Raw genomic sequence first — 26,973 nt, 5'->3', positions numbered from 1 at the left:
AGGATCAGCTGCAGCAATTCCTTGAAGGAATAGACGCCGGGACCGCCCAATTCATAAGTGCGGCCATCCTGGCGCGACAGCGCCACCTGGATGGCCTGGGCCACGTCGCCCACAAAGACCGGCTGGAAGCGGGTATGGCCGCCGCCGATCAGGGGCAGCGCCGGCGCGGTCGCGGCCATGCCGGCGAAGCGGTTGAAGAAATCGTCCTCCGGACCGAACACCACCGACGGGCGCAGGATCACGGCGTCCGGATAGACCGCGCGGACGGCCGCCTCGCCTTCGGCCTTGGTGCGGGCGTACTTGGACTCCGACTCCGCGTTGGCCCCGAGCGCCGACATATGGACCAGCCGCGTCACGCCCTCGGCCTTCGCCGCCTCGGCGACGTTCTTCGCGCCCATGACGTGCAGCGCCTGGAAACCCTGGCGGCCGATCTCGTAGGCCACCGCCACCAGGTTCACCGCCGCCTGCGCGCCCACGAGCGCGCGGCGCAGCGACGCGGGGTTGCGGACATTGGCCTGGACGATGTCAATCTGGCCCACGTCGCCGTGCAGCCGCATGGCGTAGGCCTTGGCCGGATTGCGCACGGCGACCCGAATCCGCCAGCCGGTCTTGGCGAGCTGGCGCACGGCCTGCGCGCCGATGAAGCCGGATCCGCCGAAGACGGTGACGAGGTTCTGCATGAGGGATGCGGATAGACGATGCCGCGCCCTGCTGCAATCCGCCGCCGTCCCTGGCGTTCACGGGGCCGTTGACCGCCGCAAGGCGGGGCTTTAAGGAAGCCGGCTCGCGCGATCCGACGGATCGGGCCCAGGTGGCGGAATTGGTAGACGCGCTGGCTTCAGGTGCCAGTGGCTTAACGGCCGTGAAGGTTCGAGTCCTTTCCTGGGCACCATCGGTGCCTCGTAAGCGCAACAAGGGCGGCTCCCTCACGGGGACCGCCCTTTTTCGATGCAGATAACGGCGCTTTGTACCGACGCGCCCTCAGGCTCTCTATATGAAGAGCTCGGACGATAGGCGGAGGGCTTCTTGAAGAAGGCGGCGACATTCCTGCATCAGGGCGACCTGCCGGCCGGCGCGCTGGCCGGCGCGACCGTGGTCGCCGTCGATTCGGAGACCATGGGCCTGCGCCTGGGCCGCGACCCGCTCTGCGTGGTCCAGCTCTCCGACGGCAATGGCGAGGCCCATGTGGTTCAGCTCGACCGCTCGACCTATGACGCGCCGAACCTGAAGCGCCTGCTCACCGACCCGGCCGTGCTGAAGCTCTTCCACTTCGGCCGCTTTGATATCGCCATGTTCTGGTTGCATCTGGGCGTGGTGACCGCCCCCGTCTACTGCACCAAGATCGCCTCCAAGCTGGCGCGCACCTACACCGACCGCCACGGCCTGAAGGACGTCACCAAGGAACTCCTCGGGATCGACCTTTCCAAGGCCCAGCAGAGCTCGGACTGGGGGCAGGGCGCGCTCAGCGAGGATCAGGTCGCCTACGCCGCCTCCGACGTCCTGCACCTGCACGCCCTGCGCGAACGCCTCGACGAGATGCTGGTCCGCGAGGGCCGCGACGGCTTGGCCCGCGCCTGTTTCAACTTCCTGCCGCACCGCGCCCAGCTGGACGTGGCCGGCTGGGAAGACGTCGACATCTTCGCCCACAGCTGAACCATGAGCGCGGTTTCCGACATCCCCGCGCCCGCCACGCCGTCCGGTGGGGCGTCGCGTCGGGTCTCGATCCAGCGCTGGCGCCAGCGTTCGCGGGTGATCGGCGCCTTGCGCGTGGTCCTGCCGGCGCTGATCGGGGTGATCCTGCTGGGGCTCGGAACCTCGGTGGTGATCAACGCGATCACCTCGCGCCGCGCGCCGGCCAACGACTCCGCGGCGCCGATCCGTCTGGTGAACCCGCACTTCGTCGGGCGGGATTCCAAGGGCAAGCCGTACCTCCTGACCTCGGTCACCGCCACGCGGGACCCGCAGAACTATCAGCGGGTCTTCCTCGATCGGCCGACCCTGACCCTCGACACGGACGGACCCGATCCGGTGCACATCACCAGCGGCGCCGGCATCTTCCACGAAGACACCGGCAAGCTGGAAGTGAGCAAGGGCGTGCGAATATCCGGCGCCCGCGGCGCCTTTGACACAGACTCCTCGCTTTTCGACACGAAGACCCAAGAATTGGTCGGTTCAGCCGCCGTTCAGGGCGCAGGGTCGCTTGGAGAAATCCAAGCGAAGTCCTATGGCGTCTATGACAACGGCGCGCGCATGGTCTTCACAGGCGCGGTACACTCGCGCCTGCAACCGAAGTGAGGCTGAGCCTGCCGATGAAAAGCCTGATCGCAATCGCGGCGTTGGCGGCGGCGCTGGCGGCGCAGCCCGCGGCAGCCCAGCCCGCGCCAGCGCAAGCCGCGGCGGCGCAGAAGCCGGCGAGCAGCAACTCCAAGGCGCCGGTCGACATCACCGCCGACCAGGCCGAGATGCACAACAACGACTGCGAGTACGTCTACACCGGCTCGGCCGAGGCCTTGCAGGAGACCTCGCGCCTGCGCGCCGATGTGCTGATCGCGCACATGGAGAAGAAGGCCAAGGCCAAGGCCGCGAGCGCCAGCGACACGACGAACAGCAGCTGCGGCGACCTGATCAGCGTCGAGGGCAAGGGCCACGTTTACTACATGGCCGGCGACGGCCGGCGCGTGCACGGCGACAACGCCTTCTATGAAGCGACGAACAAGACCGTCACCGTCACCGGCGACGTCACGGCGGTCGACGCCAGCAACAACGTCATGCGCGGGACCAAGATGGTCTACAACACCGACACCGGCGAAGGTCACGTCGAGGGCGGCGGCAAGGGTCCCACCGCCAAGAACCGGCCGCGCGGCGTGTTCTATCCCAAGGACAGCGATCAGAACGGCGCCCAAGCTGGCGACAAGGCGGCCGACCAGGGCCAGGCGGGCAAGACCAAGAAAGCCGCCAAATGATCGGCGGCCGGGGCAGGTGAACGGGTGAAGGTCGAAAAGTTCGGGACGGCCCCCGGCATGGCCGGCGCAGGCCTCGTCGTCGACAACATCGGCAAGTCGTTCCGCGGCCGTCCGGTGGTGAAGGGCGTCAGCCTGCGCCTGGCTCGCGGCGAGGTGGCCGGCCTGCTGGGCCCCAACGGCGCCGGCAAGACCACCTGCTTCTATATGATCACCGGCCTGATCGCCGCCGACTATGGCGCGATCTACCTCGACGGCGAGAACATCACCGCCCAGCCTATGTACCAGCGCGCCCGCATGGGCGTGGGCTACCTGCCGCAGGAAACCTCGATCTTCCGCGGCATGAGCGTCGGCGAGAACGTCATGGCGGTGGTCGAGCTGCGCGAACGTGACCGCAAACGCGCCCGCGCCCTGGTCACCGAACTCCTCGAAGAGCTGCACATCGAGCACCTGCGCAACGCGCCCGCCATTTCGCTGTCGGGCGGGGAGCGCCGCCGCGTCGAGATCGCCCGCGCGCTGGCGTCGGAGCCGTCCTTCATGCTGCTGGACGAGCCCTTCGCCGGCATCGACCCCCTGGCCATCGCCGACATCCGCGAGGTCATCGCCTACCTGAAGCGCCGCGGCATCGGCATCCTGATCACCGACCACAATGTCCGCGAGACGCTCGACATCATCGACCGCGCCTCGATCATCCACGCCGGCGAGGTGCTGTTCGAAGGCGCCCCCAGCGAGATCGTCGACGATCCGGAAGTCCGCCGCGTCTACCTGGGCGACACCTTCGCCTGAGGCGAACCCCCAATCTGCACTAAGCTCTGTCATTCCGGCCGAAAGCCCGCGTTTGCGGGCTGTAGAGCCGGGACCCAGGGGCAACCGCACAGCCTGAACCCCTGGGTCCCGGCTCTCCGCTTCGCTGCGGCCGGGATGACGGGGCTTTTATGTGATTGAATACCGGTTTCGGGGGATCTCACGATGCAGCGCAGAACCATCATCATCGCCATCGCCGCGGCGGCGTTTGCGCTCGCTGCGCCGGCCCTGGCCGCCGACAAGACCCTTGAGGCCGACAAGGCCTTTCCCTACCTGGCGGCCTATCTGAAGCTGCCGCTCGCCGAGCGGAACCACTTCACCATGGCCTACTACCTGCACTTAGGCGCTGAGCCCCTGAAGGCGCCGGCCTGGCTGGTGGAGGGCGCCAAACGCACGCCGCTTTCGCTGCGCGCCGACGGCAAGGTCGAGCGCCTGCCGGACCTGGCCCAGCTGGAGCACGGCCAGCTCGAGATCGGCATCGATGCGGCCACCAAGATCAACAACGTCCTGGGCGTCGAGCCGCTGCTCGCGCCCGCCACGGACCTCGACGCCCACGAACTCGCCGTCGCCATCGCCCAGGCGGCCGTGGGCTCACGCAAGGCGGTCGGCGTGATGGCCATGGCCATGCCGAAACTGACCAACGTCGGCTTCGTCGGCGTCCCCTCCGGCGAGGTCGAATTCGCCGACGGCCACAAGGCCCCGCTGCCGCTGGTCAAGGGCGTGCCGACCTACACCCCCGAGGCTCAGCCCAACGCCACGCGCATCCACTTGCCCGCCGTCCCGCGCAAACTGGATATGGGCTAAGGCGCTACGCCCGGCTGTCCGCGCCAGCCCATCTCGCCCATCTTCTCGGTCATCGCCTTGCGGTAGCGGGCGCGCAGCACCGCCGGGCGCTCGGGATAGCGCTCGTCCAGGAAGTCGGCGTCCTTCACCCGGTCGGTGCGGAAGCTGCGGAAGTCGGTGCGCAGCTCGCACCAGGTGATGATCAGCCGCACCGTCTCGTGATAGCCGACCGCGAAGGGCCAGACCGTGCGGAGGCTGACCCGCTCTTGCTCGTCCGAGTAGTGCAGGGTGATCTTGCGCCCGCTGCGGATCGCCTGGCGCACCTGGGCCATGTCCAGCCCGTCGGGGGCCACGTTCCATCGCACCGCCGCCCGCGCCGAGGGCTCCAGCGCAAACGGCCGCAGGCGTTCGGGCACCGCAGCCCCGATCTTGGCGATCAGGTCCTGGGCGGCCCGCGCCAGCGCCGGATCGCCGCGGCCCATCACCCACTGGGCGCCCAGCACCGCGGCCTCGATCTCGTCCGGCGTCAGCATCAGCGGCGGCAGGTCGAAGCCGCCGTCCAGCACATAGCCCACGCCCGCCTCGCCGCGGATCGGCACCCGCTGGCCGATCAGGTCGGCGATGTCGCGATAGATGGTCCGCTTCGACGTCTCCAGCTCGACGGCGATGGCGTCGGCGGTCACCGGGCGTCGCGTGCGGCGCAGCACCTGGATGATCTGGAACAGCCGGTCCGCGCGCCGCATCGGTAAAGACCCGTCCTGCCAAGTTGCTGACAGGGTAGCCGCCTCTCCCGCGCGAAGCGAGAGGGAGAGGAGAAGTTCGCGGCATTAACCAATCGGTGGCGTTCGACTGGCTAAGGTTGAAAGCAAGAAACAGGCCAGTGGGCTTGGAGGGGGCGATTTTGGCGCTCAGCGCGCGTCTTGAGATTCGGCAGGGCCAGGGTCTGGTCATCACGCCGCAGCTGCAGCAGGCGATCAAGCTGCTGCAGTTGTCGAATCTTGAGCTCGACGCCTATGTCGACGCCGAGCTGGAAAAGAACCCGCTCCTGCAGCGCGACGAACGCGACGCCGAGCCCGACGCCGAGGCGCCCATCGAGGCCGCCGCCGATCTTTCCACCGACCGCATGGACGACGCCGGGGCCCGCGCCGAGCTGGACGCGACGCACGACGAAAGCTCGCCCGGCGAAATGGCCACCGGCGACGCCGACCATCCCATGGGCGCAGCCGACGCCGGCGCCTCCATCGACTGGTCCAAGGCCAGCCGCGGCGGCTCCTTCGAGGGCGACTCGGAAGGCCTGGAGGGCGCGCTCACCCAAGAGAAATCCCTGCAGGAATTCCTCCACGACCAGCTTGCCGCCGCCGGTCTTGCGGGCGCCGAGGCCGCCGCCGCCTTGGTGCTGATCGACGCGGTGGACGAGGGCGGCTACCTGCGCGCCGATCTGGCCGAGGTCGCCGAACGCCTGAGCTGCCCGGTCGAGATGCTGGAACGCGTGCTCACCGTCATCCAGGGCTTCGAGCCGGTGGGCGTCGCCGCCCGCGACGTGCCGGAATGCCTGGCGATCCAGCTCAAGGACAAGAACCGCTATGACCCGGCCATGGCGGCCCTGCTCGACAACCTGCACCTGCTCGCCAAGCGCGACATGCCCGCGTTGAAGCGCGCCTGTGGTGTCGACTACGAGGACCTGCGCGAGATGGTGGCCGAGCTGCGCGCGCTCACGCCGCGTCCCGGCGCGGCCTTCGGCGGCGAGCCGGCCCAGACCGTGGTCCCCGACGTCTACGTCCGCGAGGGCCTGGGCGGCCTGTGGCTCGTCGAGCTGAATTCGGAGACCCTGCCGCGCCTGCTGGTCGACCAGCGCTATCACGCCCGCGTCAGCGCCTCGGCCCGCACCGACCAGGAGAAGACCTTCGTCACCGACTGCCTGGCCCAGGCCAGCTGGCTGGTGAAGAGCCTCGACCAGCGGGCCAAGACCATCCTCAAGGTCTCCTCGGAGATCGTGCGCCAGCAGGACGGCTTCCTGGCCTATGGCGTCGAGCACCTGCGCCCGCTGAACCTGAAGACCGTGGCCGACGCCATCGGCATGCACGAGTCCACCGTCAGCCGGGTGACCTCCAACAAATACCTGGCCACCCCGCGCGGCGTCTTCGAGATGAAGTTCTTCTTCACCTCGGCCATCCAGGCCACCGAAGGCGGCGACGCCCACTCCGCCGAGAGCGTGCGCCACAAGATCAAGCAACTCATCGACACCGAGGCCTCCGAGCGCGATGTCCATTCCGACGACGCCATCGTCGACATCCTCAAGGAAGCCGGCGTCGACATCGCCCGCCGCACCGTCGCCAAATACCGCGAAGCCATGCGCATCCCGTCCTCGGTCGAGCGCCGCCGCCGGCTCAAAGAGACGGCGTGAATCAGAGCGCGGCAGATAACCGCGTTCACCTCCAGGTTAGTTGACACCTTCCCCGGCCCGGCGCGTTGATCTTCACATGCAAGTCCAAGTCACCGGCAAACATGTCGACGTCGGCGAGGCCCTGCGTACGCGGGTCTCCGACGAACTCTCCTCCAGCATTGGCAAATATTTCGACCGCGAGGGCGGCGGCGCCGACGTGGTGGTCAGCCGAGAGGGCTACGCCTTCAAGGTGGACTGCGCGGTCACGCTCGCTTCAGGCCGGCAGTTGACCACCCAGGGCGTCGGCGGCGACGCCCACCTGGCCTTCGACGCGGCGATCCTGAAGCTGCAGAAACGCATCCGCCGCTACAAGAACCGGCTGAAGGACCACCACCCCCAGGCGCTGGCCCGCCAGGCGGAGACGGCGGCCTACTACGTCCTGCAGGCGTCGGACGACGGGCCCGAAGAGGACGACTACGACGGCCAGCCCGAGACCTTCCCCGAGCCGATGATCATCGCCGAGACCGAGACCCCGCTCGGGACCATGACCGTTTCCATGGCGGTGCTGGAACTCGACCTGACCGAATCTCAAACAATCGTGTTTCGAAATGCTGCGCATGGCGGATTGTCGGTGGTATATCGCCGCCCCGACGGCAACATCGGCTGGATCGACCCCGAGCGCACCAGGGCGAACGGGGCGGGAACCGTAGAGGCCTAGACGGGTTTCGATCCGACGTCTGGGAGCGGTTCGTCAGGGGGGCGGGCCGCCGTTCAACGCGAGTTTCTTGAAGAAGACATCCATGCAGATCGGCGAACTTCTGGATCGCAGCGCGATCTCTTTGCGCGTGAGCGCCAGCGACAAGCGCAAGGCGCTGGCGGTGATCGCCGAAATCGCGGCGCGCAATTTCGGCCTCGACGCCGGCCATGTCCTCGACGCCCTGTGCGAGCGTGAACAGGCGGGCTCCACCGGTGTCGGTCACGGCGTGGCCGCGCCGCACGCCCGCGTTGCCGGCCTCACGCGACTGCGCGGCGTCTTCGTCCGCCTGGAACAACCGGTGGACTTCGGGTCGGTGGACGATCAGCCCGTGGACCTGATCTTCGCGCTCTTCGCGCCCAAGGAAGCTGCCGGCGTCGAGCATCTGCGCGCGCTGGCCCGCGTCAGCCGCATCCTACGTCAGGCAGACCTGCGTCAGCAGCTGCGCCAGGCCCGCACCGCCGACGCCATCCACGCCCTGCTCGCGCAGGATCCGGCGCAGGCGTCGAGGTCATCGGCGGCTTAGGCTTTGGGGGTTAGTGCACCGACACCGGCGCCAGCTCGTGCGCCAGGGCGGCGGCGACGGCGCTATCGCGGTCGGTGAGGACGGCCAGGCGTTCGCCGTCGGCGCGATGCACCGCATAGAGCATCTGGTCGGGCGTAAGGTCGAACCCCTGGATCTGGGCGGACGGCACGCTGGCCAGGATCTCGGCCGCGCTCACCGGGCGCACATAGACGAGGTTCGGGCCGCCCAGGGCGGCGAAAGCTTCAGTCGTAAGAACGGGCGTCATCATGACCACCTCCATAAAACTCAACGCGTCGAACGGTCGCCGGTTCAGCCGGCCGTTCTGGACTCAAGACCCCGGACATCCGGCGGTCTCTTAGGAACACTTGGATCTTTGCTTCAGCTCCGCGTGCGTATGGGCACCCGGACGACCCGCTTTTCAGGCTCGGGCCGGCTCAGATCTATGTGCAGCAGGCCGTGTTCGAGGCTGGCCTCCTCCACGACCATGCCGTCGGCGAGGACAAAGCTTCGGATGAACCCGCGCGCGGCGATGCCGCGGTGCAGGTAGGCGTCTTCGGCCCGCGCGGCGTTGTCGTCGCGCCGACCGGCGACCGTCAGCTGCCGGTCCTCGACGCTCACCTCCAGCTGGTCCGGCGAAAAGCCGGCCACGGCCAGGGTGATGCGGATCCCGCCGTCGCCGCGATCTTCCACGTTGTACGGCGGATAGCTCTCGGCGGCTGCTTTGGCGGCGCGCTCGACGAGACTGCGAGTGTGCTCGAAGCCCAACAGAAACGGGCTGTCGAAAAGTACCGGCCTGTTCATCCAAAGAGTCCTTGTCGAAAGCGACTCTCCGGCCGGTCCGCCCTGTTGCGGCGCGGCCCGACCGGACAAGGACTCAGGTGGTGATAGGGCTAGGCGACTTCAAGGCGCGCGGCGCGCCGCTTGCGGTCGCGGAGCAGGCCGCCCACGCCGGCGAAGCCGCCGATCATCAGCGCCCAGGTGGTGGGCTCCGGCACGCCGGGCAGGACTTCCTGCAGGTCGCTCTGGATGCTTAGCGTCTCGACGGCGCCGCTGTCGAAGGAGCCAAATTGCGGCGGCGGGTCGCCCGAAGTCTGGTCTTGGCCCGAACGGCTGCCGCCGCCACCGCCGCCACCGCCGCCACCACCACCTCCACTCGTGGCGCCGTTCAGGCTGGACATGACTTCCCAGATGCCGGTGCCGGTCGACTCAAAGGTCTGGCCGCCTTCACCGATCATGAAGTGGGCGCTGTCCAGGTTCGTCGGGTCGAGCAAGGCGTTGAAGGCCGTCAGCTGGCTGGAGTTGACCAGGACGTGCCCGAAGTTCGAGGTAAAGGTGAAGCTCACGAAGTTCGCCATCGTGAGCTTTTGTCCCGGCGTGTAGTCCTGCAGCACAATTTCGCCCACGCCCATGCTGGCGCAGCTCGAACAGGTGCTGACGAAATCATAGATGACGGTGGAGGCCGCCGCGGGCGTCGCCGCGCTCGCCAGAGCCACGCCCGACCCCAGGCACAAGGCCACGGCCAAGCTTGAAAAACCGCGGCCGCGCCGCGCTTTTGCGCTTAAGGAAACAGTCATGCCCAGTCCCCGGACAGCCCACCGGAGAACTCCGGCCTTGGGCGCACTATAGACCACCGCAATCCAAAGTTGAAGTCAGTCTTTGAGTCTAAGACTGAAGTCCTGGAACTCGCCTCCGAGGGGAATTCACTTCGCCTGAAAGGGGATTTCGGGAGAGTCGAAGTAACCGAGGCCATCTGCAGCCACCACCCTTACCACCACAACGTGCGATCCAGCGGCCAGGGTTCCGGCCGGCAACGTCGTGGTAAAGCCCACATTCACCAACGCCGGGTTTTTGAAGAAGTTCCCCACGTCCTGGCGCGCCGCCCCATACTTGGCGCCATAGGTCTTGCCGTCGATCACCACGTCCACACCCTTGGCCGGCGCCTTGGCCACGGGGTCGAAGCCGAATCCGTCCAGCAGGATCGGGGCGTCCGCCGCCGTCACCGCGGGCGGCTTGCCCCTCGGGTCGACCGACTGGCCGATGTGGTCGAGGAAGAAGCCCGCCGTCTCCGCCCGCTTGGTGAGCCCCGCCGACAGCCCCCCGGTGGGCGCCGTGGGCGCCGCCGCCGGGGCCAGCGCCATGGGATCCGGCGGCGGATGCCGCGGCTTGCCCTGCTCGCAGGCCGCCAGGCCCAGGGCGGCCATCGCGGAGGCGGTCAGGATCAGGCGCTTCACGGAACGAACCCCAGGCTTGCTCGCCCCCTGCATAGCGCGCCGCCAAACGCTTCGGCTAGCGTTGCGCCTCATACGCCGTCAGGTTCGCGGGACCGAGGCCCTCCGCGGAGCGGTCAATTGCTCCGCACCGAGACCTTCGGTCACAGCGGCTTTGGCCGCGGTTTCGCGTAGAAAAATCTGCGGAAGCTTAACCATCGTCGGCGCCAACCACCGGCGGAAAGTTGGGCTTTCAGAGCGGCGGGTACGGTCCAGTCCCCGCCGCTCGCTGGCCGCCCAGCCTCTAGAACTGCGCGTGCAGGCGCACCGCGGCGATCGACAACGGCCCGCGGTCTCGATTGTAGGCCGGGTGGTTCACAGCCTGATAGTCGAAGCTGACATGCGCCGGGCCGATGGCCTTGAGATCATAGTAAGCTTCCAGGATCTGCTCGGCGCCGGCATGGGGCAACCGCCCGTCGCCCACCAGGATGCCGGTCCCGCCGGCCGCCAGGAACCGCTGGTGGGCCGATGAGATGTCGTTGACCACAGCCGCCAGACCGAAGGTGTCGTCCTTGCGGCCCCAGCGCGCGCCCTTCAGCGACAGGCCCGCCGACACCGTGCGGTCGATGTCGGCGAACTCATAAGGCTCCACGTCGCCGCCGGCGACGCCCGCGCGGGCGAAGACCCCCAGATCGTCGGCGACCTCCTGCTCCAGGTTGAGGCTGACGCCGCTGCGGCTGCGGTAACGGCGGACTGCGACGATGTCGACCGGCTGGCCGCTCGCCTGCGCCAGGGCCACCGCATCGTCGAAGGCGCCCATCCGGCCGCGGCTAAGGAAGCCGGTGAGCTTCAACTTGCCCGGCCTGCCGCCCCACCGGTGCCGTTCCTCGATCTCGGCGATCCCCTGGAACTGGCTGAAATCGTATTCCAGGTGCTCGCTGTTCGGGACCTTGGAGAGGTTGAACACGCCGCCGCGCAGGGTCCAGCGGCCGACGTACCATTCCGCCGCGCCGCCCACCGTGTAGCCCCAGGCGTCGGCGGCGTAGTCGAAGGTCCCGACGTCGATCAGCGCCCAGTTCAGGAAGTCGCCGCGGGGGTCGTGGGCGTAGGCGTTGGTGTCGAAGATGTCCGGCACGCCGAACTTCCCCACCGTGAGCACCAGCCGGTCGGCGGTGTGCGATCCGCCCAGCTGATTGAGGTCGGCCTCGGTCTTTTCGCTGTCCCCGCCTAGATCGATGGTCTGGCGCACGAACAGTCGCTGCAGCCGGAAATAGGGCCGCGCCATGCCGACCTTGTAGGCCTCACCGCTGGGAAAGCCCGCCACGCCCAGGGTGTCTGAGAGCCCGAAGCCCTGGTCGATCTCCGGATTGATCCAGACCTCCATCCCCGGCCACAGGCGAGCTCCGGCGTAGAGTGTCACATCCGCCGTCTCACGCCCCCGCGCGGCGGGATCGAGGCTGTTGGCGCCGCGATAGGGCGAGCGGAAGGCGGCGTTGGCCTGATCGACGAAGGTCGCCTGGCCGTGGACCGCCCAGCTTTGCGGCGCCTCGTCGTCGCCGGCCTTATCCGCCGACTGCGCCAACGCCGGGCTGGCGATCAGCATGATCACCAGCGCCGTCACAGCCGGCCAGAGGCGAGGATGGCGGGTCATGGGCGGCCTCTTGGTCCTGGGCCGAGGCGGGCTCGGCGGTGGCGAACAAACGCGGCGATTTCCATTCAGTTGCGGAGCTTCAATCGCCGGCGCCCCATATCCTCCCGGGGAGGATATGGGGCGCTTGACCTATCCTCCCCCCAGGGATACGTCAAGACGCATGGTCCACGTCACGCACAAGACCCATCCCGACATCGTCAAACGCCTGAAACGGGCCGAAGGGCACCTGCGCAACGTCATCGGCATGATGGAGGCCGACCGGCCGTGCATGGAGGTGGTCCAGCAGCTCCACGCCGTCGAGCGCGCTGTCGCCGCGGCCAAGAAGGCCCTGGTCCACGACCACATCGACCATTGCCTGGCCCATGCCGTCGAGGACGAGGGCCGTGCGCCGCAGCTGGCGATCGATGAGTTCAAAGAGATCACCAAGTACCTGTGAGGCCGAAGCCATGTCCGACGCCCTGACCCACGACCACGTCTTCCTGGGCGCCGCGCACGAGCGCAACGAGCGCCGCAGCTGGATCGTGATCGGCCTCTGCACGGCGATGATGCTGCTGGAGATCGTCGGCGGCCTGGCGTTCGGCTCGATCGCCCTGGTGGCCGACGGGCTGCACATGTCGACCCATGCCGGCGCCCTGCTGCTGGCCGCGCTCGCCTATACCTTCGCCCGCCGCTACGCGAAGGATCCGCGGTTCACCTTCGGCACCGGAAAGCTCGGCGACCTCGCCGGCTTCAGCAGCGCCATCATCCTGGCGATGATCGCCCTGCTGATCGGCTACGAGGCGGTCTCCCGCATCTTCTCGCCCGTACCGATCCACTTCCGCGAGGCGATTCCGATCGCGATCCTCGGCCTGGCCGTCAATGTCGCCAGCGCCTGGCTGCTCGGCGCGGGCGATCACGGCCATCACCACGGCCACGGCCACGGCCACGGACATGGCCACAGCCATGGCCATGATCACGCCCACGAGGAGGGCCACCGCCTGGCCTTCGACCACGGCGCGCTGCGCCTGGAAGTGTTCGAGGATGGCGTGCCGCCGGTCTTCCGCCTGCACCCGCAGGGCGCAGCCTTGCCGGACCAGGCGGCCATTGAGACGGTGCGCCCCGATGGCGCGCGCCAGACCTTCGCCCTCGTCCGCCGCGGAGACTTCCTGGAGAGCGTGGAGGAGATTCCCGAGCCGCACGCCTTCACCGCCGAGGTCCGTCTCGGGCCAGCCGGCGCCGCGCAGCAGACGCGCTCGGCGCGGTTCGAGGAGCACGACCACGGCGGCGGCGACCACCATCGCGACAACAACATGCGCGCGGCGGTCGTCCACGTCATGGCCGACGCCGCCGTATCTGTGCTGGTGATCCTGGGCCTGATCCTGGCGCGGCTGTTCGGCTGGCTGTGGATGGACCCGCTCGCCGGCATCGTCGGCGCCCTGGTCATCGCCAGCTGGTCGTTCGGCCTGATCCGCGACACCGGCGCGATCCTGCTCGACATGAACCCCGACCGGACGCTGGGTCAAAGGATGCGCGAGGCGATCGAGGCCGGCGGCGACCAGGTGGCCGACCTGCACCTGTGGCGCCTGGGCCCAGGCCACCTGGGCGCCATCGTCACCATCGCCACAGACCAGCCGCGGCCCTGCGCCTACTACCGCGGCCGCCTGGCCCAGTTCGACATCCTGTCGCACCTCACCGTCGAGGTCACGGCCTGCGCGCCGAGAGCGGCGACTTAAGGGCGCGCGGCAGGCTCTGCGAAACTCTTGTGACGGCCCCGACAACCGCCTTGACAGGCGCGGCGTCCGGGGTCATTCCGCCGCCTGTCGACGATCCCCCTACGGAGGATGGCCGATCCCACCGGAACCCCACTGATGCCAAGCGACAGTAGCAGTCGATCTAACGCGCCGCTGAGGGCGTCCCGCTAGGGCCTGGGGTCAGGCTCGACCCGTGACGACCGCCGGCGGCGTCTCACGAGGTAAGCCATGGTATTCCTCTCCGGAGACCGGCCTGGATCGCGGCCGCTCGCGCGGTTCCTGCATGTCGGCGCCGCGCCATCGTGGGCCGACCTGATCGCCTTCCTGCTGCTGGCCGCCACCGCGGTGCTGATCGTCCGCGGCGCCGGCGAGATGAGCGAGCCCCTGGCGCAGCTGCGCACGACCCCGGTGACGCTCGACGCCGCGCGCCTGCCAGAATACGCGCTGCTGACCACCCTGCGGATGTTCGCGGCCCTTGGCGCGTCCCTGCTGTTCACCTTCACCGTCGCCACCCTGGCCGCCAAGAACCGCAAGGCCGAGCTCCTCATCGTGCCGGCGCTCGACATCCTGCAGTCGGTGCCGATCCTCGGGTTCCTGACCTTCACGGTCACCTTCTTCATGGGTCTGTTCCCGGGCCGCCAGCTGGGCGTCGAGTGCGCCGCGATCTTCGCGATCTTCACCAGTCAGGCCTGGAACATGGCCTTCAGCTTCTACCAGTCGCTGCGCACCATCCCGGGCGACCTGGACGAGGTCTCCCGCCAGTTCGGCTTCTCCGCCTGGCGCCGTTTCGTGCGCCTGGAGCTGCCCTTCGCCACCCCGGGCCTGGTGTGGAACGTGATGATGTCCATGTCCGGCGGCTGGTTCTTCGTGGTGGCGTCGGAGGCGATCACCGTCGGCAAGACCACCATCGCGCTTCCCGGCATCGGCTCCTGGCTGGCGCTGGCCATCGAGCGCCAGGACATGATGGCGGTGGCCATCGGGGTCGGCGCCATGGCGGTGGTGATCCTGCTCTACGACCAGCTGGTGTTCCGTCCCATCGTCGCCTGGGCCGACAAGTTCCGCTTCGAGCAGACCGCCTCGCAGGACCGTCCCAGCTCCTGGGTCTATGACCTGGTGCGCCGGGTGAGCTGGCTGCGGTTGGCCATCGGGTCGCTGAGCTGGCCCGCCCGCGCGCTGGGCGCCATCGACTGGCCGGTCCCGAAGCTCAGCCTGCAGCCGGTGCGCCTGGGCCCGCAGACCTCGCGCGCCCTCGACGGCCTCTGGCTCGCCCTGGTCGGCGCGGCGGCGGTCGCAGCCGTCTGGTTCCTCTGGAGTTTCCTCACCCAGACCCTCAACTGGCGCGACGCGGCGGTCGCCTTCGGCTACGGCTTGGCCACGCTGGTGCGCGTGGTCGTGCTGATTGCGCTCGCCAGCCTGATCTGGGTGCCGATCGGCGTCTGGATCGGCCTGCGCCCCGCCTGGGCCGAGCGGCTGCAGCCGATCGCCCAGTTCCTCGCCGCCTTCCCGGCCAACGTGCTCTTCCCCTTCGTGGTGGTGGCCATCGTGGCGCTGCACGCCGACCCGAACATCTGGCTCTCGCCGCTGATGATCCTGGGCACCCAGTGGTACATCCTGTTCAACGTCATCGCCGGCGCCAGCGCCATTCCGGGGGACCTCAAGGAGGCCGCCGGCATCTTCAGCATCTCCGGCTGGCAGTGGTGGCGCCAGGTCGCCCTGCCGGCGATCTTCCCCTACTACGTCACCGGCGCGATCACTGCTTCGGGCGGCTCCTGGAACGCCAGCATTGTCGCCGAAGCCGTGACCTGGGGCGACAAGCACCTCGAGGCCGCGGGCCTCGGCTCCTACATCGCCAAGGCCACCGCCGCCGGCGACTATGGCCGCGTCGCCCTGGGCGTCGCCGTCATGTCGATCTTCGTCATCGCCTTCAACCGCGTCCTCTGGCGGCCGATGTACCGGTTCGCCGAGCGCCGCCTGCGTCTGGACTAGGAAGCGCGTCAGGGTGAAGTGGAAGCCGGTTCACCCGTCCGACGCGCTCCAAACTTAAGGATTGGGAGGCTCCCATGCCCGCCATCGACGAACGCCACCTGCTGGACGTCAAGAACGTCCGCCACCTCTACGGAAAGCCCGGCGGCGGCGGCCAGCTGGTGCTCGACGACGTCGACCTGACCCTGTTCGACAACGAGATCGTCGGCCTGCTCGGCCGCTCCGGGTCCGGCAAGTCGACTCTGCTGCGCTCCATCGCCGGCCTCATCCACCCGACCGGCGGCGAGATCGACTTCCCCGACGGCGATGCGGCCAACCCCACCCGGGTCAGCATGGTCTTCCAGAGCTTTGCCCTCTTCCCCTGGCTCACCGTGCAGCAGAACGTCGAGGTAGGGCTCGAAGCCAAGCGCGTCGCCCCGGAAACGCGCCGCAGCCTCGCGCTCGCCGCCATCGACCTGATCGGCCTCGACGGCTTCGAGAACGCCTATCCGAAGGAGCTCTCCGGCGGCATGCGCCAGCGCGTCGGTCTCGCGCGGGCCCTCGTCGTGGACCCGACCATTCTCCTGATGGATGAGCCCTTCTCCGCCCTGGACGTGCTCACCGCCGAGACCCTGCGCACCGACCTCCTGGACCTCTGGTGCGAAGGCCGCATGGGCATCCGCTCAATCCTGATGGTCACCCACAACATCGAGGAGGCGGTGCTGATGTGCGACCGCATCCTGGTGTTCTCCTCCAACCCGGGCCGCATCGTCGCCGAGATCAAGGTCGACATGCCCCAGCCGCGCAACCGCCAGAACCCGGCCTTCCGCCGCCTGGTCGACGACATCTATGCGCGGATGACCCAGCGCGGGGCGGGCGACGGGCGCAAGGGCGACGGGGTCTTCCCCGGCGTCGGCATCGGCATGGTGCTGCCCCGGGTCTCGACCAACATCCTGGCCGGCCTGATGGAGACGGTGAACGCCAAGCCCTTCGACGGGGCCGCCCACCTGCCGGAGCTGGCCGAGGACCTGCACTACGAGGCCGACGAGCTGTTCCCCATCGCCGAGACCCTGCAGCTGCTGCGCTTCGCCGAGCTGGAAGGCGGCGACATCCGCCTGACCGCCGACGCGCGCCGCTACGCCGACGCCGACGTCGACGCCCGCAAGCAGCTCTTCGCCCAGCACCTGATCGCCTACGTCCCGCTGGCCGGCCACATCCGCCGCGTCCTCGACGAGCGCGCCTCGCACCGCGCGCCGGGTCACCGCTTCCGCGACGAGCTGGAGGACCTGATGTCCGAGGAGGACGCCGAACAGACCCTGAAGGCGGTGATCAACTGGGCCCGCTACGCCGAGTGCTTCGCCTACGACGAAGGCGCCGACCTCTTCACCCTCGACGACCCGAGCTGAGGCGGATCAGGTTCGATAGGCGGCGTATTGCAAAATACACTACACCGCCTTACCTTGCCCGATGAGGAAAGGATCGCCATGGCCCGCGCCGCTGACCGCAAGGAACACCCGCTCTCGATGCGCCTGCCGCAGGCGGACATCGCCATGATCGATCGCGCCGCGGGCTTACGCGGCCGCTCGCGAACGGATTTCGTGCGCGACGCCGCCGTGCGCGCCGCAGAGGATGTGCTGATGGAGACGGCGCTGATCCGCATGAGCCCCGACGGCTTCGAGGCCTTCGTCCAGACGCTCTCCGCGCCCGCGGCCCCGGTTCCCGAAATCGTCGAGATCCTGCGCCGTCCCGCGCCCTGGGAGGCCGACGCCGCAAAGGGCCAGAGCTGAGCCTTGCCGCTCTCAGAGCCGGAGCCGCTCTCGGCCGCCCATAACGTCTCGCAGTTTTCCTCCGGCAAGCCATCGCTCGACCACTGGCTGAAGACCCACGCGCTTTCGAACCAGAAGAAGGGCTTCACCGCCGTACTGGTCATCCACGACGCCGGGCGGGTGGTCGGCTACTACGGCTTGGCGCCCACCGCCGTGGTCGCCGCCGGCCTGCCGCGCGCCATCCGCACCGGCCAGCCGCCCGACCCCGTGCCGTGCCTGTTGCTCGGCCAGCTCGCGACGGACAGCGCCTGGGCCGGCCAGGGCGTCGGCACAGGCCTGCTCAAACACGCCCTCCAGCGCTGCGTCGCCGCCGCCGAGCTGGTCGGCGGCCGCGCCCTGCTGGTCAACGCGATCGACGTCGACGCTGCGGCCTTCTGGGTGCGCCGCGGGTTCGTCCCGTCCAAGGACGATCCGCTGAGCCTGTTCAGGTCGATGGGGGATATCGCGACGTCGCTGAAGCATGCGCGGCGTCCCTGATTTCCCGAAGCTGTCCCCGATCCCGCTCATCCCCGCGAAGGCGGGGAGCCAGGTCGACAAATGTTGATTCGCGTTCCCGCGGCCCGGCGCGCTCGACTTTCTTGACGCGGACGCTCCGCCGCTGCGGACCGAACGCGCGGCCGACTGAGTTGTAGGCTTGTCTATCCATCGGTGCAGCCAACGAAAGGGAGATCGGCGATGGTCGAGGTCCGCAAAGAATTTGACAGTCTCGGTGAAGTGGACGTCCCCGGCCAGCCGGCTCTGGGGCGCGCAGACGCAGCGCTCGCTGGAGCACTTCAGCATCGGCAAGGACCTGATGCCCAGGGAAATGATCGCCGCCTACGCCACGCTCAAGAAGGCCGCGGCGACCGCAAACCACAGGGACGGCCGGCTGCAGGACGAGCCCTATCGCCTAATCGTCCAAACCTGTGACGAGATCCTCGCGGGCCAGCACCCGGACATGTTCCCGCTGCATGTGTGGATGACCGGAAGCGGCACCCAGTTCAACATGAACGTCAACGAGGTCATCTCGAACCGTTGCTGCCAACTCGCCGGCACGCCGCTCGGCAGCAAGGCGCCGGTTCACCCCAACGACCACGTCAACATGGCCCAGTCGTCGAACGACAGCTTCCCCTCGGCGATGAACATCGCCGCGGCGGTCAATGCGAAGACGCGGCTCATCCCGGCGGTCACGGCGCTGCGGGACGCCTTCGACGCCAAGTCGAAGGCCTGGAGCGATATCGTCAAGATCGGTCGGACACACATGCAGGACGCGACCCCGCTGACGCTCGGCCAGGAATGGTCCGGCTACGTCGGGATGCTCACGGACGACCTGGAGCGGATCGAACTCGCCCTGGGCGGCGTCTACCGCCTGGCGCTGGGCGGCACCGCGGTCGGAACCGGCATCAACTCGGCGCCCGGGTTCGCCGAGTTGTCCGCCGCCGAGATCGCCAAGCTGACGGCGCTGCCGTTCGTGACCGCGCCCAACAAGTTCGCGGTGCAGGGCGCCCACGACGCCCTGGTCTTCCTGTCCGGCGCGCTGCGCGGTCTGGCGGTGTCGCTCTACAAGATCGCCAACGACATCCGGCTGATGTCGTGCGGCCCGCGCGCCGGCTTTGCCGAACTGGAGATTCCGGAGAACGAGCCGGGCTCCTCGATCATGCCGGGCAAGGTCAATCCGACCCAATGCGAGGCGCTGGCGATGATCGCCGTCCAGGTCATGGCGAACGACGTCGCCGTCGGCTTTGGCGGCGCCGGCGGCTATCTGGAGATGAACGTCTACAAGCCGCTGATGATCTTGAACCTCACTCATTCGATCACGATCCTGACGGACGGTTGCGCCAATTTCAGGACGTTCCTGGTCGAGGGGACGAAGCCCAACCTCAAGAAGATCAACGAGTACGTCGAACGGTCGCTGATGCTGGTCACGGCGCTCTCGCCGGTCATCGGCTACGACAAGTCCTCCAAGATCGCCCACTACGCGATGGACAACGACTTCACGCTGAAGGCGGCAGCCCTGAAGCTGGGCTTCGTCACCGAGGCGGAGTTCGATCGGATCGTCGATCCACGCAAGATGATCCAGCCGTTCGTCGCTGTGGACGCCAAGGCGCCTGAGCCCGCGCACGTTTGAGCCGTGGTCCGGTGGCGCGTCCGGCTCGGGCGCGCCGCCGCCACCCCCAGGATGGCGACCGCGATGACGTTCGAGGAGCGTTCCGATCTTGTCCTGGCCGCCGCCAAGGCGCTCTTCGTCAACGGCCAATCGACGGAACAGACCCTGGCGGCGGCCAGGCGGCTCGCCGATAGCCTCGACCTTCGCGTGATGATCTTCGCCCGCTGGGGCGAACTCCTGCTTCAGGCCGAGAGCGGAACCGCGAGACTGGTCCGCGCCATCGCCGCCGACCCGACGGGCGTCGACATGGACCGCGTCGTCGCAGTCGCCCATGTGATCGACAGGGCCGCTTCGGACAGGTCGGCGTCCGATGACGCCAGGGCCGAGATCGAGACGATCTCGAAGGCCCCTCCGGCGGCGACCTGGCTGTTCGCCGTCGCGGCCGCGGCCGGCGCTGTGGCCTTGAGCGTGATCTTCGGGATCCAGCACCTCGCCGCCGGCGCGCTGATCGCCGCGAGCGCCGGAGCCGGCGCGCTCCTCCGGCGAGGTCTGGCGGGGCTCAGCGGCAACAGCTTCCTGCAGCCGTTCTGCGCGGCCCTGCTCGCGGGCGCGGTGGGCGCCCTGGCGGTCCGGTTCCAGCTCAGCTCGTCCCTGCGCCTCGTGGCGGTCTGCCCCTGCATGATCCTCGTGCCCGGACCCCATCTGCTCAACGGCGGACTCGACCTCCTCCGGGGGCGCATCCACCTGGGCGCGGCGCGCCTCATCTTCGCCGGCCTGCTGATCGCGGCGATCGCCACCGGCCTCCTGCTCGGCCTGGCGCTGCTGGGCGCCGCCCTGCCGGTCGATCCCGCGGGCCGGGCCGTACCGTTGTGGCAGGACACCATCGCGGCCGGGGTCGCCGTCGCCGCCTACAGCATCTTCTTCTCAACGCCGTTGCGGATGCTGGCCTGGCCGGTGGCTGTCGGCATGTTGGCCCACGCCCTGCGATGGGCCGCGATGACCGGCGCGGGCTTCGGCCCCGCCGCCGGCGCCCTGGTGGCCTGCCTGACCGTCGGCCTGGTCCTGACGCCCGTCGCCCACCGGCTGAAGATGCCCTTCGCCGCCGTCGGGTTCGCCTCGGTGGTGTCGATGATGCCCGGCGTTCTCCTCTTCCGAATGGCCAGCGGGCTGGTGCAGATCGCCGCCGGTCCGGCCGTGAATCTGTCCGTCATCGGCGGGACGCTGTCCAACGCCGCGACCGCCGCGACGGTCGTGCTGGCGATGAGCCTGGGGCTGCTCGCGCCGAAACTGCTGATCGACAGCCTGGGCGAACGCGCCCGGCGCCGGGCCCCCTGACGTGCGGAGGAACGCCATGTCCGGGACGAAATCCGGCGCGGCCGCGGTCTCGCCTCACATCCCCGCGCTTTCGATGTCGGAGCGACGCCTGCCAGCCCTGCTGGCGGTCATTGCCGGCATGGTCGACCTCACCGGCTTCCTGACGCTGGGAAACATCTTCACCGCCCGTGTCACCGGCAACCTGGTGGCGCTGGCGGCGGTCGTGGTGCGAGGCGGCCCCGTCAATCTGGCGCAGGCGCTCGCGATACCGGTTTTCATACTGACGGTCGCGGTTGTCTGGCTGTTCGCGCGAACCGAGGCTGCGCGGCATGGCGCTCTGACGCAACGGCTGCTGCTCGTGCAGTTCCTGCTGCTGGTCGGGGTCTTCGTGTTCAGCATCGTGACGCACCCGTCCGCCGACCCGCATGGTCTGATGGCGGGCGTCGCCGTGCTGGTCGCCGCGTCGGCCATGGCCTGTCAGAACGCGCTGCTGCACATGACCATCGCCGGCGCCCCGTCCACCGCGGTGATGACCGGCAACCTGGTCAGCGCGACCCTGAGCTTGCTGGACGCGCTTTCGCCGGACCCGGCGACGCGGCAAGCCGCCGGCCCGCGCATCGAGAAATTCCTGCCGTTGCTGCTCGGCTTCTTCCTGGGCTGCATCGTCGCCGCCGCGGCCGTTTCCCGGCTCGGGGACTGGGCCTGGTCGCTGCCGGCCACCCTGGCCGGGCTGGCCGCGGCGCTGCGCTGGACCACCGCATCGGACTAGCGGCCGCCGCCCCTCCGCCCTGCGACAATTCGCACCGCCAAAACGCCCTTCTACCCAGCATCGCTGGCACACCCATTGCGCACGTCCTGGCTGAGCGATCCATTTCAGCACGGCAGTAAGCACATGACCCAGACCCTCGCCCGCCACGCCCCGGACACCCTCGATGTCGCCATCGGCGCCTCGATCCGGCTGCGCCGCCGACAGGCCGGGCTTTCGCAGGAGGTGCTGGCCGAGAAGTGCGGCGTCAGCTTCCAGCAGGTGCAGAAGTACGAGAACGGCGCGAACCGCGTCTCCTTCTCCCGCCTGGTCCAGATCGCCCACGCTCTGGGCCTGCGGGTCTCGGAGCTGGTGGGCGATATCGACGAGGCCGCCGGCCTCAGCCCGGCCGAGGCGACCATCCTCACCGACCTGGGCGTCTCCGGCGCCACCGACCTCCTGCGCGACTTCGCCAGCCTCAGCCCCATCCTGCGCGGCCGGGTGCGCGACTTGGTGCGCGAGATCGCCGAGAGCCAGCAGGCGCTCGTGGCGCAGTAAGGAATAGCCACGGAAAATACGGAAAGGGCCCGGAAGGCGCCGCAGATCGGTGCGGGATATTATGGCGCGCAAAGCGCGCGACTCAGCCTGGCTCCGCGGCCTCGGGCGGCCCGCCTTCCGTGCCCTTTCCGTGTTTTCCGCGGCCAAAATCTGAAGGCCCCACGCCACCCCGTCGTCGCCACGCGGCCCCGGGCCGATGCCGCAGCCGCGCGATGGTCCGGGTGATCGGCGCCACCGCCCGGTTCATCTCCCGGACCGGCCCCGGCGGGACCCGCTCCGCCGCCAGCCACAACTCGAATTCCAGCTGCGCCTCGCGCGCCGCGCACGCGCAGTCCACCGCATCGGCGAAGTCCGGGTCGGCCCGATACCAGCGCCGTAGGGTCGTGCGCGAGGCGAACCCGTCGCGCTCCAGGCTGGCGAACGACCCGCCGTCCCCGATCGCCCCGCAGACGGCCTCGCGCACCGGCGCCGGGACGCGCCGCTCCCGCCCCAATCCGCGCACCCGTCCGCCCGCCAGGCCATGGCCGCGGCTGCGCCAGGCCGCGAAGATCATCCTCAGCACCGCGTCGAACTCCGGCGCCTCGCGCCGCCAGCGCCGCAGCGTGGGCCGGCACGGCAGCTCCGGGTCCGCCGCCAGCACCGCCTCCACCTTCAGGCCCTTGTGCAGCCCCACAATGATCCGGTCGGCCAGCCCCGGATCGAACGCCCGCCGCCGCGCCCGCCCCAACTCCCCCAGCAGGTCGCGCACCCGCTCCGGCTCCCGCGCCCGGGCCCGCGCCAGCTCCGCCCCGAACGCCGCATCCCCCACCGCCCAGTTCTGCACCGTATGGGGGCAAGGCATCCCAGGCCCCGCACAAACCACCCGCAACCGCTCCCCCGCCACCACCCGCGCCAGGATCTCCGCCCTCAGGGCCGGGAGGTTGCGGGCGTAAGGCGAGGGCATGGGCGGAGGATAGCAGGGGTGTCGCCAAAGCCAGAACAAAAAGCGAACCCTACCTCCCCCGCTTGCGGGAGGAGGTGGGCCGCGAAGCGGGTCGGAGGTGGGGTCTCTCAGAAATTCAGCCGCGCTCGAAGCTCAGTCTCGCGCGGATAGGCTCGCATCATCCATGAGATCTAAGGCCAGGTGGCGCCTGGGAGATGCGACGGGGACAGCTTGTCACGGAACCGTATTTCCTCATCGTATTTTCTGGCGCGGCCCGCCAATCCCATTTCCCTATCCCTTTGATGTTACAGCCCTCCTCCACCGGCCGGGGCTCTCACCGACAATCCGCACGAATGCGCGGGTAAATGCGGCCTGATCGGAAAAGGCGGACCGCATGGCTATATCGGCTATCGGGAGATCGCTGGTGACTAGCAGGGCTTTCGCCCGATCGATCCGGCGTTCGAGCAGCCAGCGGTAAGGCGACTTATCGAAGCTCTTTCTGAAGGCGCGCGTGAAGTGACTCACCGATAGCCCGCACTCGCGGGCCATGTTGGACAACCGGATATCGCCGTCGAGACTTTCCCTGATCATTTCGGCGGTGCGCCTTGCTTGCCAAGGGGCAAGTCCGCCTCTCTTCGCAGCCCCGACAGGCGGGAGCCCCGCATAGGTCCGAAGCACATGGGAGCCCAGGATGAGGCTGAACTGGTCCAACGCGAGAGACCCCGTCCAGTCGCGTGAGCCTATGAGCGGAAAGACGTATTGTGTGAGCTGCGCCACCACGATGTCGTGCTCGCAGATCGCGAACTTGTAGGACCCAACCGGCTCCACGCCATGGTCTCTCGCGATTTCATCTAGGCCCGCCTTGGGCACGTGGAAATGCACATAGTCGAAGCCCGTCCCGACCCAACAGACCGGATCGGATTGGAGGTCCATAACACTCGTCCGGAGCGCCGGGATGTACGGAACCTCGATCGCTTTTCCGTCGATCCAAAGCTCGTAGGCGCGCAACGGAACCGGGAGGATCGACACCGAGATGTGGAGGGCGGCTTCGCTCGGCACCTGCGTGGTGCGGTCCGGAATGCCGCTGTCAGACTGCAGGCGCGTGACCGCGAAGAGGCTGTCGGCCGACCACGCCGCAGAGACCTGCTCGCTTTCCTTCAGGTGAAAGTGGGCGGCCAGATTGCTGCCGAACGCGCCGGTCGCGCCACGGGGCGAATATCGCAGAGCATCTGTCTGTTGGGTCATGGCGCAGGGTGCAACAGCAGGTGGACAGAACGATAAAAAGCGGCGGTCGCCTTGTCCACCGCGTTCAGCGAGACCTGAGATTCGGGCCACGAAGTATCGAAGTGGATAGAGCGAGGCGGTCGCGTTCAATCTCAAAAATAAAAAAGTGATCCGTTCGATCAAGAACGGCCGTTTGGGTAAAGAACGTCATCTAGAGTTGATGAATTCTAGAAATTAAGCTTGGAGCAAAAGTCTCCGGGCGAGTGCGATCGTCCTCGTCTGGAGACCGTACATGACTGTATTTCCGTCCAATGCTTCAAGACGCAGAGTCCTTGCTGGCGCGGTCGGTTTGGGCCTGACCGCTGGGCTCTCGGCCACGGCCGCAAAACAGCGCCACCCCCGACCCCGGAAGGAGAACCCCATGACCAACAAACCCAGTATCGTCTTTGCTCACGGCATCTGGGCCGATGGCTCATGTTTTTCGAAGCTGATCCCGACGCTGCAGGCGGAGGGTCACGACGTGATCGCCGCGCAGTACGGCCTGGACACGCTGAAACAGGATGTCGACGCGACCATCGCTGCCTTCGGGCGGGTCAGCGGGCCGATCGTGCTGGTCGGCCACTCCTATGGCGGCACTGTCATCACCCATGCCGGCGCGGACCCGCGCGTGAAGGCGCTGGTCTATATTTGCGCCCTGGGCCCGGACGAGACCGAGACATCGCAGAGTATCCAGGCCAAATTCCCCACGACGGAAGTGTTCCAGAATATCGATGTCGCCGACGGCCGCATCTGGCTGAAGCCACGGACTGGTGTTCCATGCTTCGCCGGTGACCTGTCGGCCGAAGACCAGGGCATCGTCTATGCGACCGCCGCCCCTCCGGCCGCGACCCTGTTCACCGAAAAGCACGAGGGCGTCGCTTGGCGGACGAAACCGAGCTGGTACATCGTGGGCAGCAACGACAAGGCCGTCCATCCCGAGCTGGAACGGTTCTGCGCCAAGCGCATGGGCGCCACGACCATTGAGCTCAAGAGCAGCCACGTTCCGATGCTTTCCCAGCCGCAGGCCGTGCTCGACATGATCCGCAAAGCCTCCGCCGCGGTCGCTAAGGCCGAACACGCCACGGCCTGACCTCCCCACTCGGCCGACGGAGCGGAGCCGCGCCGGCGCACCATCCCCCGCGCCGGCGCGCGCCCGCACTGCCCCGCTCGGCCCATGCCGAAAGAAAACACCATGAGCAGCCGGCTCGCGATTAACGGTGGCGCGTTCGGAGCCTACATCGCACGGCCTGGCGCGCTGCCCGCGCCCGGCGTCGTGGTTCTGCATGAGGTCTTCGGGGTCAACGCAGACATTCGCAAGACCTGCGACGAACTTGCCGAGCAGGGCTTCATCGCCGTCGCGCCGGACCTGTTTTGGCGCCAGGAGCCGGGCGTCGACCTGAGCGTGAATTCGGAGCCGGATTGGCAACATGGCCTTCAGCTCTACGCCGCCTACGATCGCGACCGGGGCGCGGAAGACATCAGCCAGGTCCTAAGGACCGTGAGCCACCTGGCGGACTGCACTGGCAAGGTGGCCGTGATGGGCTTCTGCCTCGGCGGCTTGATGGCGTTCCTGACCGCCGCCCGCTTCGACGCTGACGCCGTCGTGGCCTACCACGGCGGCGACACCGAAAAGTACCTCGACGAGGTGGGGGGCCTGACGGCGCCGCTGCTGATGCACCTGGACGAGGAGGACGAGTTCATCTCCAAGGCGGCGCAGGCCCAGATCAAGACGGCCTTGGCCAGCAAGCCGAATGCGACGGTCTACAGCTATCCGGGCCAGCGCCACGCGTTCTCGCGCCACGACGGGGCTCACTACGACGCCGCCGCCGCCGCCCTGGCCCATAGCCGGACAGTCGAGTTCCTGAACCGCCAGCTGCGGTGAATGGGGTCGGTTGCATGGTCCACGCTCAGGAAAGCCACGTGCATCGCAAGACGATCGTCGAGACGCTGTTCGCCTACGAGGACCTTTGCACCCGGTTCGAGGCCGCCGTCGGCCGACTTGACGCGCCCGCTGTCAGGCGGCTTGAGGCCAGCGCCGCCCCATGGCCGGAGGTTGAGGCCGCCACGCGCGAAATGGCCGGTGACAGCGGCCTCATGAAGTTTGCGGTGTTCGACCAGGGCGCAGTCGCGTCTCTGTCCGGCTCCCAGATCCGGTGCCGACTGTACTTGGTGGGCAACCCGGCGATCGCCGCACGTATCGTCCGGATCGATGAGCGCGGCGCCTTGTATGTTCCCTTCCGCGAGGCGGTCTATGCGACGCCGCGGGCCGCGGGCCGCGGGCGGCGGGCGGCGGGCGGCGGGCCGCGGGCGGCGGGCGGCGGGCGCGACGATCGCATTCGATCGGCCTTCGTCATTGCTGGCGGGTGTGGGCCGGCCCGAGCTCGACGACATCGGCCGCTTGCTCGACCGAGAGATCGACGACGCGGTGTTGGTGGCAACCCCAGGCGCGGAGCGGGCGCCGAATAGCCGCCTGCCGGGGTCGCCCTTGCAGCGCCGCGC

General features: G+C 68.4%; 30 protein-coding genes, 1 tRNA gene and 1 pseudogene. 22 read left to right on the top strand and 10 right to left on the bottom strand.

All coding sequences use genetic code 11. The features are described from left to right. Positions 1 to 680: complex I NDUFA9 subunit family protein (locus tag VHS75_RS12805; RefSeq protein ID WP_329639003.1), on the bottom strand; the 680-nt coding region annotated here is incomplete at its 3' end. Positions 681 to 805: 125 nt separating this feature from the next. Between VHS75_RS12805 and VHS75_RS12800 the strand changes: the two genes are divergently transcribed. From VHS75_RS12800 to lptB, 5 genes are all read left to right on the top strand, one after another. Beyond that, positions 806 to 892, top strand: a tRNA-Leu gene (locus VHS75_RS12800). Positions 893 to 1,026: 134 nt separating this feature from the next. Beyond that, positions 1,027 to 1,653, top strand: a complete 627-nt coding sequence (locus VHS75_RS12795) for a ribonuclease D (RefSeq protein WP_329639002.1) — start codon at positions 1,027 to 1,029, stop codon at positions 1,651 to 1,653. 3 nt (positions 1,654 to 1,656) lie between these two features. Further along, a complete protein-coding gene (lptC, locus tag VHS75_RS12790; protein ID WP_329639001.1) occupies positions 1,657 to 2,295 on the top strand; it encodes an LPS export ABC transporter periplasmic protein LptC in 639 nt (212 codons plus the stop codon). A gap of 14 nt (positions 2,296 to 2,309) precedes the next feature. Beyond that, positions 2,310 to 2,963, top strand: coding sequence for an LptA/OstA family protein (locus VHS75_RS12785; RefSeq protein ID WP_329639000.1), 654 nt, complete (start codon positions 2,310 to 2,312; stop codon positions 2,961 to 2,963). Between the two features lie 57 nt (positions 2,964 to 3,020). After that, positions 3,021 to 3,746 (top strand): LPS export ABC transporter ATP-binding protein, encoded by a 726-nt coding sequence (gene lptB, locus VHS75_RS12780; protein ID WP_329639005.1) that lies wholly within the window; start codon positions 3,021 to 3,023, stop codon positions 3,744 to 3,746. A gap of 54 nt (positions 3,747 to 3,800) precedes the next feature. Here the strand turns inward: lptB and VHS75_RS12775 are convergent. Continuing rightward, positions 3,801 to 3,884, bottom strand: a pseudogene (locus VHS75_RS12775) (hypothetical protein); the annotation flags it as partial. A gap of 45 nt (positions 3,885 to 3,929) precedes the next feature. Between VHS75_RS12775 and VHS75_RS12770 the strand changes: the two are divergent. Next, positions 3,930 to 4,568, top strand: a complete 639-nt coding sequence (locus VHS75_RS12770; protein WP_329638999.1) for a hypothetical protein — start codon at positions 3,930 to 3,932, stop codon at positions 4,566 to 4,568. Here the strand turns inward: VHS75_RS12770 and VHS75_RS12765 are convergent. Further along, positions 4,565 to 5,290: a YafY family protein gene (locus tag VHS75_RS12765; protein WP_329638998.1), complete on the bottom strand. Its 726-nt coding sequence runs from the start codon at positions 5,288 to 5,290 to the stop codon at positions 4,565 to 4,567. The genes VHS75_RS12770 and VHS75_RS12765 overlap by 4 nt on opposite strands. Before the next feature lie 158 nt (positions 5,291 to 5,448). Between VHS75_RS12765 and rpoN the strand changes: the two genes are divergently transcribed. The 3 genes from rpoN (at position 5,449) to VHS75_RS12750 (ending at position 8,210) form a co-directional block, all read left to right on the top strand. After that, positions 5,449 to 6,951, top strand: a complete 1,503-nt coding sequence (rpoN, locus tag VHS75_RS12760) for an RNA polymerase factor sigma-54 (protein ID WP_329638997.1) — start codon at positions 5,449 to 5,451, stop codon at positions 6,949 to 6,951. A 76-nt stretch (positions 6,952 to 7,027) separates the two neighbouring features. Next, on the top strand, positions 7,028 to 7,648 hold the full coding sequence (gene hpf, locus VHS75_RS12755) for a ribosome hibernation-promoting factor, HPF/YfiA family (protein WP_329638996.1): 621 nt from the start codon (positions 7,028 to 7,030) through the stop codon (positions 7,646 to 7,648). An 82-nt stretch (positions 7,649 to 7,730) separates the two neighbouring features. After that, positions 7,731 to 8,210 carry a PTS sugar transporter subunit IIA gene (locus VHS75_RS12750; protein WP_329638995.1) on the top strand — a complete coding sequence of 160 codons (480 nt, stop codon included), beginning with the start codon at positions 7,731 to 7,733 and terminating at the stop codon, positions 8,208 to 8,210. 10 nt (positions 8,211 to 8,220) lie between these two features. Here VHS75_RS12750 and VHS75_RS12745 read toward each other — a convergent pair whose 3' ends face one another. From VHS75_RS12745 to VHS75_RS12725, 5 genes are all read right to left on the bottom strand, one after another. Beyond that, positions 8,221 to 8,490 carry a DUF1150 domain-containing protein gene (locus VHS75_RS12745; protein WP_329638994.1) on the bottom strand — a complete coding sequence of 90 codons (270 nt, stop codon included), beginning with the start codon at positions 8,488 to 8,490 and terminating at the stop codon, positions 8,221 to 8,223. A gap of 98 nt (positions 8,491 to 8,588) precedes the next feature. Beyond that, the gene (locus VHS75_RS12740) at positions 8,589 to 9,011 is read right to left on the bottom strand and encodes an Hsp20 family protein (protein WP_329638993.1); all 423 of its coding nucleotides are present in this window, start codon (positions 9,009 to 9,011) and stop codon (positions 8,589 to 8,591) included. Between the two features lie 89 nt (positions 9,012 to 9,100). After that, positions 9,101 to 9,727: a PEPxxWA-CTERM sorting domain-containing protein gene (locus VHS75_RS12735; protein ID WP_329638992.1), complete on the bottom strand. Its 627-nt coding sequence runs from the start codon at positions 9,725 to 9,727 to the stop codon at positions 9,101 to 9,103. 183 nt (positions 9,728 to 9,910) lie between these two features. Then, a complete protein-coding gene (locus tag VHS75_RS12730) occupies positions 9,911 to 10,441 on the bottom strand; it encodes a hypothetical protein (RefSeq protein ID WP_329638991.1) in 531 nt (176 codons plus the stop codon). A gap of 280 nt (positions 10,442 to 10,721) precedes the next feature. Continuing rightward, on the bottom strand, positions 10,722 to 12,068 hold the full coding sequence (locus VHS75_RS12725; protein ID WP_329638990.1) for a carbohydrate porin: 1,347 nt from the start codon (positions 12,066 to 12,068) through the stop codon (positions 10,722 to 10,724). 160 nt (positions 12,069 to 12,228) lie between these two features. Between VHS75_RS12725 and VHS75_RS12720 the strand changes: the two genes are divergently transcribed. The 10 genes from VHS75_RS12720 to VHS75_RS12675 all read left to right on the top strand — a co-directional run bounded on the left by VHS75_RS12720 (position 12,229) and on the right by VHS75_RS12675 (position 22,289). After that, a complete protein-coding gene (locus VHS75_RS12720; RefSeq protein WP_329638989.1) occupies positions 12,229 to 12,504 on the top strand; it encodes a metal-sensing transcriptional repressor in 276 nt (91 codons plus the stop codon). A gap of 10 nt (positions 12,505 to 12,514) precedes the next feature. Next, positions 12,515 to 13,780, top strand: coding sequence for a CDF family Co(II)/Ni(II) efflux transporter DmeF (gene dmeF / locus VHS75_RS12715; RefSeq protein ID WP_329638988.1), 1,266 nt, complete (start codon positions 12,515 to 12,517; stop codon positions 13,778 to 13,780). A gap of 246 nt (positions 13,781 to 14,026) precedes the next feature. Next, positions 14,027 to 15,784 (top strand): ABC transporter permease subunit, encoded by a 1,758-nt coding sequence (locus VHS75_RS12710; protein ID WP_329638987.1) that lies wholly within the window; start codon positions 14,027 to 14,029, stop codon positions 15,782 to 15,784. Positions 15,785 to 15,858: 74 nt separating this feature from the next. Beyond that, positions 15,859 to 17,166 (top strand): nitrate/sulfonate/bicarbonate ABC transporter ATP-binding protein, encoded by a 1,308-nt coding sequence (locus VHS75_RS12705; RefSeq protein ID WP_329638986.1) that lies wholly within the window; start codon positions 15,859 to 15,861, stop codon positions 17,164 to 17,166. Positions 17,167 to 17,244: 78 nt separating this feature from the next. Further along, a complete protein-coding gene (locus VHS75_RS12700) occupies positions 17,245 to 17,547 on the top strand; it encodes a DUF1778 domain-containing protein (protein ID WP_329638985.1) in 303 nt (100 codons plus the stop codon). 3 nt (positions 17,548 to 17,550) lie between these two features. After that, complete coding sequence (locus VHS75_RS12695; RefSeq protein ID WP_329638984.1) at positions 17,551 to 18,063, top strand: GNAT family N-acetyltransferase; 513 nt, start codon at positions 17,551 to 17,553, stop codon at positions 18,061 to 18,063. Positions 18,064 to 18,295: 232 nt separating this feature from the next. Further along, positions 18,296 to 19,693 carry a class II fumarate hydratase gene (locus VHS75_RS12690; protein WP_414694304.1) on the top strand — a complete coding sequence of 466 codons (1,398 nt, stop codon included), beginning with the start codon at positions 18,296 to 18,298 and terminating at the stop codon, positions 19,691 to 19,693. A 63-nt stretch (positions 19,694 to 19,756) separates the two neighbouring features. Then, positions 19,757 to 21,007: a threonine/serine exporter family protein gene (locus VHS75_RS12685; RefSeq protein WP_329638983.1), complete on the top strand. Its 1,251-nt coding sequence runs from the start codon at positions 19,757 to 19,759 to the stop codon at positions 21,005 to 21,007. A 16-nt stretch (positions 21,008 to 21,023) separates the two neighbouring features. Then, complete coding sequence (locus tag VHS75_RS12680; RefSeq protein ID WP_329638982.1) at positions 21,024 to 21,755, top strand: YoaK family protein; 732 nt, start codon at positions 21,024 to 21,026, stop codon at positions 21,753 to 21,755. A 123-nt stretch (positions 21,756 to 21,878) separates the two neighbouring features. Then, positions 21,879 to 22,289, top strand: coding sequence for a helix-turn-helix domain-containing protein (locus tag VHS75_RS12675; protein ID WP_329638981.1), 411 nt, complete (start codon positions 21,879 to 21,881; stop codon positions 22,287 to 22,289). 82 nt (positions 22,290 to 22,371) lie between these two features. Here the strand turns inward: VHS75_RS12675 and VHS75_RS12670 are convergent, their stop codons facing one another. Both VHS75_RS12670 and VHS75_RS12665 read right to left on the bottom strand, forming a co-directional pair. After that, positions 22,372 to 23,232, bottom strand: coding sequence for a hypothetical protein (locus VHS75_RS12670; RefSeq protein WP_329638980.1), 861 nt, complete (start codon positions 23,230 to 23,232; stop codon positions 22,372 to 22,374). 270 nt (positions 23,233 to 23,502) lie between these two features. Then, on the bottom strand, positions 23,503 to 24,618 hold the full coding sequence (locus VHS75_RS12665) for an AraC family transcriptional regulator (protein WP_329638979.1): 1,116 nt from the start codon (positions 24,616 to 24,618) through the stop codon (positions 23,503 to 23,505). A 238-nt stretch (positions 24,619 to 24,856) separates the two neighbouring features. Here VHS75_RS12665 and VHS75_RS12660 point away from each other — a divergent pair, with 238 nt between their 5' ends. The 3 genes from VHS75_RS12660 to VHS75_RS12650 all read left to right on the top strand — a co-directional run bounded on the left by VHS75_RS12660 (position 24,857) and on the right by VHS75_RS12650 (position 26,940). Further along, the gene (locus VHS75_RS12660; RefSeq protein ID WP_329638978.1) at positions 24,857 to 25,564 is read left to right on the top strand and encodes an alpha/beta hydrolase; all 708 of its coding nucleotides are present in this window, start codon (positions 24,857 to 24,859) and stop codon (positions 25,562 to 25,564) included. A 102-nt stretch (positions 25,565 to 25,666) separates the two neighbouring features. Then, positions 25,667 to 26,356, top strand: coding sequence for a dienelactone hydrolase family protein (locus tag VHS75_RS12655; protein WP_329638977.1), 690 nt, complete (start codon positions 25,667 to 25,669; stop codon positions 26,354 to 26,356). Positions 26,357 to 26,394: 38 nt separating this feature from the next. Then, complete coding sequence (locus tag VHS75_RS12650; RefSeq protein WP_329638976.1) at positions 26,395 to 26,940, top strand: hypothetical protein; 546 nt, start codon at positions 26,395 to 26,397, stop codon at positions 26,938 to 26,940. Positions 26,941 to 26,973: the final 33 nt, after the last annotated feature.

This window comes from Phenylobacterium sp., assembly GCF_036264965.1.
Lineage (GTDB): Bacteria > Pseudomonadota > Alphaproteobacteria > Caulobacterales > Caulobacteraceae > Phenylobacterium.
The sequence above is the reverse complement of the archived record's forward strand: the minus strand, read 5'-3'. Positions and strand labels throughout refer to the sequence as shown.